Here is a 12638-nt window from a genome sequence, read left to right on the forward strand (position 1 = left end):
TATCCACCATGCCGATACAAATTTTACCGCCTCAGCTGGCAAACCAGATTGCGGCGGGGGAAGTGGTTGAGCGTCCTGCATCGGTTGTAAAAGAGCTGGTGGAAAACAGCCTTGATGCTGGCGCAACGCGCATTGACGTTGATATTGAAAAAGGGGGCGCAAAGCTTATCCGCATCCGTGACAACGGCTGCGGCATCGTGAAAAGCGAACTCTCGATGGCGCTCGCCCGGCACGCTACCAGTAAAATTGCCTCGCTGGATGACCTGGAGGCGATCATGAGTCTGGGGTTCCGGGGCGAAGCGCTGGCCAGTATCAGTTCGGTCTCCCGCCTGACCTTAACCTCGCGTACTGCCGATCAGACCGAAGCCTGGCAGGCTTATGCCGAAGGGCGTGAGATGGCGGTGACGGTCAAGCCGGCTGCGCACCCCTGCGGCACCACGCTGGAAGTGCTGGACCTGTTTTATAACACCCCCGCGCGGCGCAGATTCATGCGCACCGAGAAAACCGAATTTGGTCACATCGACGAGGTGATTCGTCGTATTGCGCTGGCGCGGTTTGATGTCGCCTTTTCACTCAGCCATAACGGCAAAATGATGCGCCAGTATCGGGCCGTCAGCGAGGAGAGTCAGCGCGAACGGCGGCTGGCCGCCATCTGTGGCACCACCTTTATGCAGCATGCGCTGCGCATCGACTGGCAACATGACGATCTTTCGCTGCGCGGCTGGGTCGCCGATCCCGCCGGGTCGCGTCAGGTCAGCGAGCTGCAATATTGCTACGTCAATGGCCGCATGATGCGTGACAGGCTGATCAACCACGCTATCCGCCAGGCTTTTCAGGACCAGCTGCAGGATGAGCAGCAACCCGCTTACGTGCTCTATCTGGAGATCGATCCGCATCAGGTGGATGTCAACGTCCATCCGGCCAAACACGAAGTGCGGTTTCATCAGTCACGTCTGGTGCATGACTTTATTTATCAGGGCGTGGTCAGCGCGCTGCAGGCGGTTGCCGCACCAGCTTTGCCCGCGCTGAAAGCAGAAGAACCGGCCCCACGCTGGCAGCCGGAGAATCGTCAGGCCGCCGGAGGCAACCATTTTGCCCAGCCTGCGACCTCCGCCAGTGAGAACCGACCGGCCGCGCCCACCCGTGAGCCAGCCCCCGCATGGCAAAACAAAGAGAACGTCTATCGTCAGCGTGAAGGCGCGGTTTATCAGCAGCTGCTGAAAACGCCTGCCGCCAGTGCGGCGGCGCCTGAAGCCCGCGAACCGGCTGCGCGGCGTCAGCCGGAGAAAGCCACGCCGCTGGCGGCCCATGCGCAGAGTTTTGGCCGGGTGCTGACCGTCCTGCAGAACCACTATGCGCTGCTGGAACAGGACCAGAAACTGTTCCTGATGGCGCTGCCGGTCGCGGCGCGCTGGCTGAAGCAGGCGCAGCTCGAACCGGGCGAAGAGGGGCTTAAACCGCAGCCCCTTCTGATTCCGGTGCGCCTGAAAATGGCGCGGGAGGAGTGTCAGGCCGCCAAAGAAAACAGCAGTCTGCTCAGTCAGATGGGTATCGATCTGCAGCCTGACGGTGACCACGTGACCCTGCGTGCGGTGCCTTTACCGTTACGAACACAAAATTTACAAATCTTGATTCCTGAACTGTTAGGCTATCTCGCCCGGCAGCAGGAGAACTCTGCGACGCAGCTGGCCCAGTGGCTGGCACGGCGTCAGGATGCAGCGTCCTCCGACTGGAATCACTCACAGGCGATCAACCTGCTGGCAGAGCTCGAACGGCTTTGCCCACAGCTACTGAAATCGCCACCTTCAGGCTTGTTACAGCCCTTAGAGATTGAGAGCGCGATTAACGCGTTGAAGCATGAGTGAACTGAACCAGGCTGGCCGGCCAAAGGCGATTTTTTTGATGGGACCCACTGCATCGGGTAAAACCGCATTAGCCATTGAACTGCGCAGGCAGTTACCGGTGGAACTAATCAGCGTCGATTCTGCCTTAATCTATCGTCAGATGGATATTGGTACGGCAAAACCGTCGGCTGAGGAGTTAGCAGTGGCCCCCCATCGTCTGCTCGACATCCGCGATCCCGCAGAAGCCTATTCGGCTGCGGAGTTCCGGCGCGATGCTTTAGCAGAAATGGCGGATATCGTTCAGGCTGGACGAATTCCGTTGCTTGTTGGTGGAACCATGCTCTACTTCAAGGCGTTACTTGAAGGATTGTCGCCGTTGCCCTCGGCCGATCCCGACGTTCGTCAGCAGATAGAGCAAACGGCGCGTGAAAAAGGCTGGGAAGCTTTGCACCGCCAGCTGTGTGAGATCGACCCGGTTGCTGGTAGTCGTATTCATCCGAATGATCCGCAGAGACTTTCGCGAGCACTGGAAGTTTTTTTTATTTCGGGTAAAACTTTAACGGAACTGACAAAAACCTCCGGTGAAGCGTTACCCTACGACGTGCATCAGTTTGCCATCGCCCCCGCGAGCCGCGAACTGTTGCACCAGCGCATCGCGTTACGTTTTGAGCAGATGTTGGCGTCAGGATTTGAAGCGGAGGCTCGGGCCCTGTTTGCACGAGGTGATTTGCATACGGACATGCCTTCCATTCGTTGTGTTGGCTATCGTCAGATGTGGTCTTATTTATCAGGCGAAATCGATTACAGCGAGATGGTTTATCGGGGAATTTGCGCAACCCGGCAGCTCGCTAAGAGACAGATGACCTGGTTACGTGGCTGGGAAAACGTTCACTGGCTTGACAGTGACGAGCCCCGGCTGGCGCGTGATACGGTGTTACAGGTTCTTAGTGCGAAGCATGGGTGATTGTGTACAATTGATGAGTTATCGTGCGCAAATTTTTACGCAGTTTTTTTCAGAACCATAGGTTCTACGAGCAACAAACAACAAGCATATAAGGAAAAGATAGAATGGCTAAGGGGCAATCATTACAAGACCCGTTTTTGAACGCACTGCGTCGTGAACGTGTTCCGGTTTCGATTTATCTGGTTAACGGTATTAAGCTGCAGGGTCAGATTGAGTCATTTGATCAGTTCGTCATTTTGTTGAAAAACACGGTAAGTCAGATGGTTTATAAACACGCCATTTCTACCGTTGTTCCTTCACGCCCGGTTTCTCACCATAGCAATAATACCGGTGGCGGCAGCAACAATTACCATCATGGTGGCAGCAACACATCTGCGCAGCCACAGCCACAACAAGACGGCGATAACGCAGAATAACGCGTCGCCGTACAGCCAGGATCGGAGAACAGTGGTTTTCCGTCCTGGTCTTTTATTTTAGCGAGGTTATAGCTTGTTTGACCGTTATGATGCCGGTGAGCAGGCCGTACTGGTACACATCTGGTTCTCCCAAGACAAAGAAGTAGAAGATCTGCAGGAGTTTGAAACCCTGGTCTCTTCTGCTGGCGTTGAGGCGCTGCAAGTGGTAACTGGCAGCCGTAAAGCGCCACACCCCAAGTATTTTGTCGGTGAAGGAAAAGCCGTTGAAATTGCCGATGCGGTAAAAACAACAGGAGCATCGGTCGTCTTATTCGATCATGCCCTTACGCCCGCTCAGGAAAGAAACCTCGAGCGCCTGTGCGAATGCCGGGTCATTGATCGCACCGGTTTAATTCTGGATATCTTTGCCCAACGGGCACGCACCCACGAAGGTAAATTGCAGGTCGAGCTGGCACAGCTTCGCCATCTCGCCACACGTCTGGTGCGCGGCTGGACCCACCTTGAACGCCAGAAGGGCGGAATTGGTTTACGGGGTCCGGGTGAAACCCAGTTAGAAACAGACCGCCGGCTGTTACGCGGACGCATCAGCCAGATTCTGTCTCGCCTTGAGCGGGTTGAAAAGCAGCGCGAACAGGGGCGTCAGTCACGTGCCAAAGCGGATGTGCCGACCGTTTCGCTGGTGGGGTATACCAACGCCGGCAAATCGACCCTCTTTAATGCCATGACCTCGGCCAACGTCTTTGCCGCAGACCAGCTGTTTGCGACGCTCGACCCTACGCTGCGCCGTCTGAATGTGGCTGATGTCGGGGAAGTCGTGCTGGCGGACACGGTCGGGTTTATTCGCCATCTTCCTCACGACCTGGTTGCCGCGTTTAAAGCCACGCTGCAGGAGACACGCCAGGCGACGCTGCTGCTGCACGTGGTTGATGGCGCCGATGTTCGCGTCACCGATAATATGGCCGCCGTCGATGCCGTCCTCGAAGAGATTGAGGCGGATGAGATCCCGACGCTACTGGTGATGAATAAAATCGATATGCTCGACGGATTTGAGCCGCGTATCGATCGCAACGAAGAGAATCTGCCGATTCGTGTCTGGCTCTCTGCCCAGACCGGTGCAGGCCTTCCGTTGCTCTGGCAGGCGCTCTCTGAGCGGCTGTCCGGGGAGATTGCTCAGCATGCATTACGTCTGCCACCGGAAGCGGGGCGACTTCGCAGTCGCTTCTATCAGTTGCAGGCGATTGAGAAAGAGTGGAATGAAGAAGACGGCAGTGTAGGATTGCAGATACGTATGCCCATTATTGAATGGATGCGTTTATGTAAGCAGGAACCGTCGCTGACCAGTTACATTGTTTGATATTGCCAAAACGCATTTACCTTAACATTAGACGATTGTCGCATCCGAAAAATGAAGGGTAAAAACCGTAATTACAATAAATGGAGTAGAACATGGCGTGGAATCAGCCCGGAAATAACGGACAGGACCGCGACCCGTGGGGAAGCAGCAATAATCAAGGCGGCAACTCTGGGGGGAATAAGGGAGGACGGGAATCCGGGCCTCCTGATCTGGATGATATCTTCCGTAAACTGAGCAAGAAGCTTGGCGGACTGGGCGGTGGCAAACAGAGCGATAACGGTCAGCGCGGCTCCGGCAGCGGTGGCAAACTGGCTGGCATCGTCGCGGTAGCGGCGGTCGTCATCTGGGCTGCAAGCGGTTTCTACACCATCAAAGAAGCGGAACGGGGCGTGGTCACGCGTTTCGGTAAGTTCAGTCACCTGGTCGAACCGGGTCTGAACTGGAAGCCGACCTTCATCGATCAGGTTCGTGCGGTCAACGTCGAGTCGGTGCGCGAACTGGCGGCGTCTGGCGTCATGCTGACCTCCGACGAAAACGTGGTGCGCGTAGAGATGAACGTGCAGTACCGCGTGACCGATCCGGAACGCTATCTTTATGCGGTCACCAGCGCCGACGACAGCCTGCGTCAGGCGACTGATAGCGCGCTGCGTGGCGTAATTGGTCGTTCCACCATGGATCGCATCCTCACCGAAGGCCGTACCGTGGTGCGTAGCGATACTCAGCGTGAAATTGACGAGACGATTCGCCCGTACAACATGGGCATCGCGGTACTGGACGTCAACTTCCAGGCGGCCCGTCCGCCAGAAGAGGTGAAATCTGCGTTTGATGACGCTATTGCCGCACGTGAAAACCGCGAGCAGTACGTCCGTGAAGCGGAAGCCTACGCTAACGAAGTTCAGCCTCGAGCGAATGGCCAGGCGCAACGTATTCTGGAAGAGGCGCGCGCTTACAAAGAGCGAACCGTTCTGGAAGCGCAGGGTGAAGTGGCGCGTTTCGCCAAGATTCTGCCGGAGTATAAAGCGGCGCCAGAGATCACCAAGGAGCGTCTCTATATTGAGACCATGGAACGCGTACTGAGCCATACCCGCAAAGTCCTGGTTAACGATCGCGGTAATAATCTGATGATGCTGCCGCTGGACCAGCTGATGCGTGGCGGTCAGGCTGCATCCGGCCAGCACGGTCAGAAGGGCGGCACCAGCTCGTCACTGCCTGCGCTCTCCGATCGCAATGCCAGCCGCAATGACACGTCGTCATACAGTCCGGACAACATCATGGATCAGCGCCGGGCGAATGCTCAGCGCAGCGACAGCCAGCGCGAAGGGAGAGAGTAATCGATGCGTAAGCCAATAATATTTTTAATTATCGTCGTGCTGGTGGCGCTCTATGCGTCGCTGTTTGTGGTGCAGGAAGGCGAGCGCGGCATCGTGCTGCGCTTCGGTAAAGTCCTGCGCGACGGCGAAAACAAGCCGCAGGTGTTTGAGCCGGGTCTGCATTTCAAGATCCCATTCCTGGAAACGGTTAAGACGCTGGATGCACGTATCCAGACCATGGACAATCAGGCCGATCGCTTCGTCACCAAAGAGAAGAAAGATCTGATCGTGGACTCCTACATCAAGTGGCGTATCAGCGACTTCAGTCGTTACTACCTGGCCACCGGTGGCGGGGATGTCTCTCAGGCGGAAGTGCTGCTGAAACGTAAGTTCAGTGACCGCCTGCGTTCTGAAATGGGCCGTCTGGATGTGAAAGATATCGTTACGGATTCCCGCGGTCGCCTGACCACTGACGTGCGTGACGCGCTGAACACCGGTTCTGTCGGCAGCGATGATGAAGTGGCGACGCCAGCGGCGGATGACGCGATTGCCAGCGCAGCGGCCCGTGTTGAGCGTGAAACCAACAGCAATGAGCCCGCTCCGAATCCGAACAGTATGGCCGCGTTAGGTATTCAGGTCGTTGATGTGCGCATCAAGCAGATCAACCTGCCGACCGAAGTGTCTGATGCGATCTTCAACCGCATGCGCGCTGAGCGTGAAGCGGTTGCACGCAGCCAGCGTTCACAGGGTCAGGAAGAGGCGGAAAAACTGCGCGCCCAGGCGGACTATCAGGTCACGCGTACGCTGGCCGAAGCGCAGCGTGAAGCGCTGATCACCCGCGGTGATGGTGATGCGGAAACGGCCCGGTTGTTTGCCGATGCGTTCAGCAAAGATCCTGACTTCTACGCCTTTATTCGTAGCCTGCGTGCTTACGAAAACAGCTTCAGCGAAAATCAGGACGTGATGGTGTTAAGCCCGGATAGCGACTTCTTCCGATATATGAAGGCGCCCTCTAACGCGACACGTTAAGAACTGATATAACCTACAGGCCGACAATGTTGTCGGCCTTTTTTTTGGGTATCAGAATGAAAACAAGCATCTGGATGGCACTGGCGCTGGTGTTGGTGCTCGAAGGGTTGGGGCCGATGTTTATGCCACGCCTCTGGCGACGCATGATCCTGTCGATGACCCGCTTACCGGATCGTCTGCTGCACCGTTTCGGTGGCGGACTGGTGGTAGCAGGCATGGTCATCTACTGTATGCTGAGTCTGCACGGCAACGTCTGAAACCGTGGCTGAAACCGGCTAAATTGTGCCTTTTTGCGCCAGAATCCCCAACATGTTGTAGTGATCAAAACTCAGGCAAAAAAGCGCGCAATCGTATGCTAAAAGTGCTGAAAACAGCGGGATCAGATGGTAGAATCCTTTTTTAAGCAATCGGTGATTTTGAGAAATGGGTAAGAACGTCGTCGTACTGGGCACCCAATGGGGTGACGAAGGTAAAGGTAAGATTGTAGACCTTCTGACTGAACGCGCGAATTACGTTGTGCGTTATCAAGGCGGCCACAATGCGGGCCACACGCTTGTCATCAACGGTGAAAAAACCGTCCTCCACCTGATCCCTTCTGGCATTCTGCGCGATAACGTGACCAGCATCATTGGTAACGGTGTTGTGCTCTCTCCTGAAGCTTTAATGAAGGAGATGAAAGGTCTGGAAGCGCGCGGGATTCCGGTACGTGAACGTCTGCTGATTTCTGAAGCCTGTCCGCTGATCCTGCAATATCATGTTGCGATGGACATGGCGCGTGAACGTGCGCGCGGTGCCAAAGCGATCGGGACCACCGGCCGTGGCATCGGACCGGCTTATGAAGATAAAGTGGCGCGTCGCGCACTGCGCGTCAGCGACCTGTTCAACAAAGAAACCTTTGCTGCCAAGCTGAAGGAAGTGGTCGATTTCTACAACTTCCAGCTGGTGGAGTACTACAAAGAGCCAGCCGTCGATTTCGACAAAGTGCTGAGCGATGTGATGGAAGTCGCTGACATCCTGACCGGCATGGTGGTTGACGTCTCTGAACTGCTGGACAGCGCGCGTAAGCGTGGCGATCTGATCATGTTTGAAGGCGCGCAGGGTACCCTGCTGGATATCGACCACGGGACCTATCCTTACGTGACCTCGTCCAACACCACCGCAGGTGGCGTGGCGACCGGTTCAGGTATCGGTCCGCGTTATGTCGACTACGTGCTGGGTATTGTGAAAGCGTACTCCACCCGCGTAGGTGCAGGCCCGTTCCCGACCGAGCTGTTCGATGAAACCGGTGAGTTCCTGTGTGCACAGGGCAACGAGTTTGGTGCGACCACCGGACGTCGTCGTCGTACCGGCTGGCTGGATGCGGTAGCCGTTCGCCGTGCAGTTCAGATCAACTCCCTGTCAGGTTTCTGCATGACCAAGCTGGACGTGCTGGATGGCCTGAAAGAGGTGAAAATCTGTGTCGCTTACCGTATGCCGGATGGCCGCGAAGTGACTTCTACGCCGCTGGCAGCAGAGAACTGGGAAGGCATTGAGCCGATCTACGAAACGCTGCCAGGCTGGAGCGAGACAACGTTTGGCGTTAAGACGCTGGAAGGTTTACCTCAGGCGGCGCGTGATTACATCAAGCGCGTTGAAGAGGTAACGGGTGTGCCGATTGATATTATTTCAACCGGTCCCGATCGCAGTGAAACAATGATTCTGCGCGATCCGTTCGACGCATAATGATTGAGGCCGGACGCTGTCCGGCCCTTGTTTTTCCACTCTCTGATGCCACTTATCTTCCCTTCGCTTGTCAAACCCGGTGCTGACTGAAAAAAACGCACGGCCAATCACACTCTGGTTTATCATCGTAGTTAATCGAATGGCGATCCGATTTAATCCCGACACCCATTGTAAGGCGAACAATGTCATGCCACGCCTGAAGGTTCACTGAGGTTACTGTGCAGCTCACGAGTTTTACTGATTATGGCTTACGGGCCCTGATTTATCTGGCCTCGTTACCCGAGGGCCAGCAGACCAATATTACTGCGGTAACCGACACGTACGGTTTGTCGCGTAACCATATGGTCAAAATCATTAATCAGCTGAGCCGGGCGGGCTATGTCGCTGCAACACGGGGTAAAAATGGCGGTATTCGTCTGGGTATGCCGCCGCGTCAGATTGTGATTGGTGAAGTGGTCCGCAGGATGGAGCCGCTACAATTAGTCGATTGCCCCTCCTGCTCCATTTCGCCCGCCTGCCGTCTTAAACAGGCGCTGCATGATGCAGTACAGCGATTTTTGCAGGAGCTGGATAACTATACGCTGGCCGATTTGGTCGAAGGCAATACGCCACTTTATGAAATCATACTGTCCAGATCGCCGGCGGATATAAATATTAAATGACATCGGAGGAACCGTTATGTCAAAAGATCCTTTTCAGGATAGAGAAGCTGAAAAATACGAAAACCCTATTCCAAGCCGTGAATTTATCCTGGCTTTATTAGAAAAACGTGAAAAACCGGCCAGCCGTGAAGAGCTGGCTGAAGAGATGAATCTGCACGATGAAGAGCAGCTTGAGGCGCTGCGTCGCCGCCTTCGCGCCATGGAGCGTGATGGTCAGCTGGTCTTCACCCGCCGTCAGTGTTATGCCCTGCCAGAACGCCTCGATCTCCTGCGCGGTAAAGTTATCGGCCATCGTGATGGCTACGGCTTCCTGCGGGCGGAAGGTCAGAAAGATGACCTCTATCTTTCCGCTGAACAGATGAAATTCTGCATGCACGGTGACGTGATCCTGGCGCAGCCGCTGGGTGCCGATCGCAAAGGCCGTCGCGAAGCGCGCGTGGTCCGGGTGCAGGAACCCCGCAACAATCAGATCGTTGGCCGCTACTTTACCGATGCCGGTGCCGGCTTCGTGGTGCCGGATGACAGTCGCCTGAGTTTCGATATTCTCATCCCGCCAGAAGAGACGATGCAGGCCCGTATGGGTTCCGTGGTGGTGGTGGAGCTGGTGCAGCGCCCGAACCGTCGCAGCAAAGCGATCGGTAAAGTGATTGAAATCCTCGGCGAAGATATGGGCACCAGCCTGGCCGTGGACATGGCGCTGCGCACCCATGAAATTCCGCACACCTGGCCGCCGCAGGTAGAAGCCCAGATCAGCCAGCTGAAAGAAGAGGTGCCGGAAGAGGCGAAAAAAGGCCGCGTCGATCTGCGCAAACTGCCGCTGGTCACCATTGATGGTGAAGATGCCCGTGACTTCGATGATGCCGTCTACTGTGAGAAAAAGCGCGGGGGTGGCTGGCGTCTGTGGGTCGCGATTGCCGATGTGAGCTACTACGTTCGTCCGGGCACGCCGCTGGATGATGAGGCGCATCAGCGCGGCACCTCGGTCTACTTCCCGTCACAGGTGGTGCCGATGCTGCCGGAAGTGCTGTCGAATGGCCTCTGTTCGCTTAACCCGCAGGTGGATCGCCTGTGTATGGTGTGCGAGATGACCATTTCGACCAAGGGTAAACTGACCGGCTTCAAACATTATGAAGCGGTGATGAACTCCCATGCGCGTCTGACCTATAACAAGGTCTGGAATATCCTGCAGGGCGACAAAGAGCTGCGTCAGCAATACGCGCCGCTGGTTAAAGATCTTGAAGAGCTGCATAACCTCTATCAGGCGCTGGATGCTGCACGCGAAGAGCGCGGCGGTATTTCGTTTGAGACGGAAGAGGCGAAGTTTATTTTCAACGCCGAGCGCCGTATTGAGCGGGTGGAACGCGTCTCCCGTAATGACGCCCACAAGCTGATCGAAGAGTGCATGATCCTGGCGAACATCGCCTCGGCACGCTTTGTGGAGAAAAATCAGGAACCGGCGCTGTTCCGCGACCACGATCGTCCGACCGACGAGAGCATCAAGAGCTTCCGTACCGTGCTCAATGAGCTGGGACTGAGCCTGCCAGGCGGCAACAAACCGCAGCCTGTTGACTATGCGGCGCTGCTGAAGCAGGTGGCCGATCGTCCGGATGCGGAAATGCTGCAGACCATGCTGCTGCGTTCCATGAAGCAGGCGGTGTACGATCCGGAGAACCGCGGCCACTTCGGTCTGGCCCTCTCCTCCTATGCTCACTTTACCTCGCCGATCCGTCGCTACCCGGATCTGACGCTGCACCGCGCCATCAAATATCTGCTGGCAAAAGAGCAGGATGAAGGCAAAGGGCTGGTTCAGCGCGCCATTAAGTACCTGATGCCGAAAGATCGCAGCGTCGCCAAAGATCTGACGACCGCGACCGGGGGCTATCACTATGACATGCCGCAGATGCTGCAACTGGGCCTGCACTGCTCCCTGACCGAGCGCCGCGCAGATGAAGCGACGCGCGACGTGGCGGACTGGCTTAAGTGTGACTTCATGCAGGATCAGGTCGGTAACGTGTTCAACGGCGTCATCTCCAGCGTCACCGGATTTGGCTTCTTTGTGCGCTTAAACGATCTCTTCATTGATGGTCTGGTGCATGTCTCTTCACTCGATAATGACTACTACCGTTTTGACCCGGTAGGGCAGCGTCTGATTGGTGAATCGGGCGGGCGCACCTATCGCCTGGGTGACACCGTGGAAGTGCGGGTCGAAGCCGTGCATATGGACGAGCGTAAAATCGACTTTGCCCTGATCTCCAGTCAGCGGCAGGTGCGTGGGGAAGGAAAGACCGCGCGCGACCGCGCAAAACGTGACGATAAAGCGCCAGCGAAGCGCCGTCGCGATGCGAGCCGTAAGTCTAACTTCGAGCCGGACGCCGCCTTCCGGGGAGGCAAAGGCAAATCTGCCGGGGCAAATAGCGAGAAAAAAAGTAAAAACGTCTCGGAAAAAACCCGTAAAATCGCCGCCGCCACAAAGGCGAAGCGCGCCAGAAGGAAGGCCGAGTCTGACTGAGGCGCGTCACCGCCTTTTCTCTCCGGAGAAAGGGCGGTTATTCTTTTCATTTCCAACCACTGAGCAGATTGATGAGCGAAATTATTTTTGGTATCCATGCCGTGCAGGCGCTGCTGGAACGTGCTCCACAACGTTTTCAGGAAGTCTTTATCCTCAAAGGCCGCGACGATCGTCGCCTGCAACCCGTGGTCGCCGCGCTGGAAGCTCAGGGGATCGTTATTCAGCTGGCGGAGCGTAAATGGCTCGACAGTCAGGTCGAAGGCGGGGTGCATCAGGGCATCGTGGCACGGGTAAAACCCGGCCGTCAGTATCAGGAGGGCGATCTGCCGGATCTGCTGCAGAGCCTGGATAAGCCGTTCCTGCTGGTGCTGGATGGCGTCACCGACCCGCACAATCTGGGCGCCTGTCTGCGCAGCGCGGATGCGGCCGGTGTGCACGCGATTATCGTGCCGAAAGATCGTTCCGCCCCTCTGAACGCCACCGCCAAAAAAGTGGCCAGCGGCGCGGCAGAAAATGTGCCGTTGATCCGCGTCACCAACCTGGCGCGTACGCTGCGTCTGCTGCAGGAGTACAACATCTGGGTTGTCGGCACCGCAGGTGAAGCTGACCATACCGTCTTCCAGAGCAAAATGACTGGCCCGATGGCGCTGGTGATGGGCGCAGAGGGTGAGGGCATGCGTCGCCTGACCCGTGAACATTGCGATGAGCTGATCAGCATTCCGATGGCCGGCAGCGTTTCGTCGCTCAACGTCTCGGTGGCCACCGGCGTCTGCCTGTTTGAAGCGGTGCGCCAGCGCAACGCCTGATCCCCGATGTGATCCTCGCCAC

The 12638-nt window shown here is 56.4% G+C and carries 11 protein-coding genes; all 11 read left to right on the forward strand.

What is annotated here, in order from left to right:
- Window positions 1-8 precede the first annotated feature (8 nt).
- The 11 genes from mutL to rlmB all read left to right on the forward strand — a co-directional run bounded on the left by mutL (window position 9) and on the right by rlmB (window position 12616).
- Window positions 9-1865 (forward strand): DNA mismatch repair endonuclease MutL, encoded by a 1857-nt coding sequence (gene mutL, locus AC1V0D_RS15800; protein WP_482907744.1) that lies wholly within the window; start codon window positions 9-11, stop codon window positions 1863-1865.
- The gene (miaA, locus tag AC1V0D_RS15805) at window positions 1858-2808 is read left to right on the forward strand and encodes a tRNA (adenosine(37)-N6)-dimethylallyltransferase MiaA (protein ID WP_046102612.1); all 951 of its coding nucleotides are present in this window, start codon (window positions 1858-1860) and stop codon (window positions 2806-2808) included. Before mutL ends, miaA begins: the two co-directional genes overlap by 8 nt.
- A gap of 104 nt (window positions 2809-2912) precedes the next feature.
- The gene (gene hfq / locus AC1V0D_RS15810) at window positions 2913-3224 is read left to right on the forward strand and encodes an RNA chaperone Hfq (protein ID WP_009087468.1); all 312 of its coding nucleotides are present in this window, start codon (window positions 2913-2915) and stop codon (window positions 3222-3224) included.
- A 73-nt stretch (window positions 3225-3297) separates the two neighbouring features.
- Window positions 3298-4578 (forward strand): ribosome rescue GTPase HflX, encoded by a 1281-nt coding sequence (hflX, locus tag AC1V0D_RS15815; RefSeq protein ID WP_009087467.1) that lies wholly within the window; start codon window positions 3298-3300, stop codon window positions 4576-4578.
- Between the two features lie 92 nt (window positions 4579-4670).
- Window positions 4671-5909: an FtsH protease activity modulator HflK gene (hflK, locus tag AC1V0D_RS15820; RefSeq protein WP_009087466.1), complete on the forward strand. Its 1239-nt coding sequence runs from the start codon at window positions 4671-4673 to the stop codon at window positions 5907-5909.
- Between the two features lie 3 nt (window positions 5910-5912).
- Complete coding sequence (gene hflC, locus AC1V0D_RS15825; protein ID WP_009087465.1) at window positions 5913-6917, forward strand: protease modulator HflC; 1005 nt, start codon at window positions 5913-5915, stop codon at window positions 6915-6917.
- Window positions 6918-6973: 56 nt separating this feature from the next.
- On the forward strand, window positions 6974-7174 hold the full coding sequence (locus AC1V0D_RS15830) for a DUF2065 domain-containing protein (protein ID WP_009087464.1): 201 nt from the start codon (window positions 6974-6976) through the stop codon (window positions 7172-7174).
- A gap of 166 nt (window positions 7175-7340) precedes the next feature.
- A complete protein-coding gene (locus tag AC1V0D_RS15835; protein WP_009087463.1) occupies window positions 7341-8639 on the forward strand; it encodes an adenylosuccinate synthase in 1299 nt (432 codons plus the stop codon).
- Between the two features lie 218 nt (window positions 8640-8857).
- Window positions 8858-9301 (forward strand): nitric oxide-sensing transcriptional repressor NsrR, encoded by a 444-nt coding sequence (gene nsrR, locus AC1V0D_RS15840; RefSeq protein ID WP_111208582.1) that lies wholly within the window; start codon window positions 8858-8860, stop codon window positions 9299-9301.
- 16 nt (window positions 9302-9317) lie between these two features.
- On the forward strand, window positions 9318-11810 hold the full coding sequence (gene rnr / locus AC1V0D_RS15845) for a ribonuclease R (RefSeq protein ID WP_009087461.1): 2493 nt from the start codon (window positions 9318-9320) through the stop codon (window positions 11808-11810).
- Window positions 11811-11881: 71 nt separating this feature from the next.
- On the forward strand, window positions 11882-12616 hold the full coding sequence (gene rlmB, locus AC1V0D_RS15850) for a 23S rRNA (guanosine(2251)-2'-O)-methyltransferase RlmB (protein WP_009087460.1): 735 nt from the start codon (window positions 11882-11884) through the stop codon (window positions 12614-12616).
- The last annotated feature ends 22 nt before the right edge of the window (window positions 12617-12638 follow it).

This window comes from Pantoea sp. PA1 (assembly GCF_056856975.1).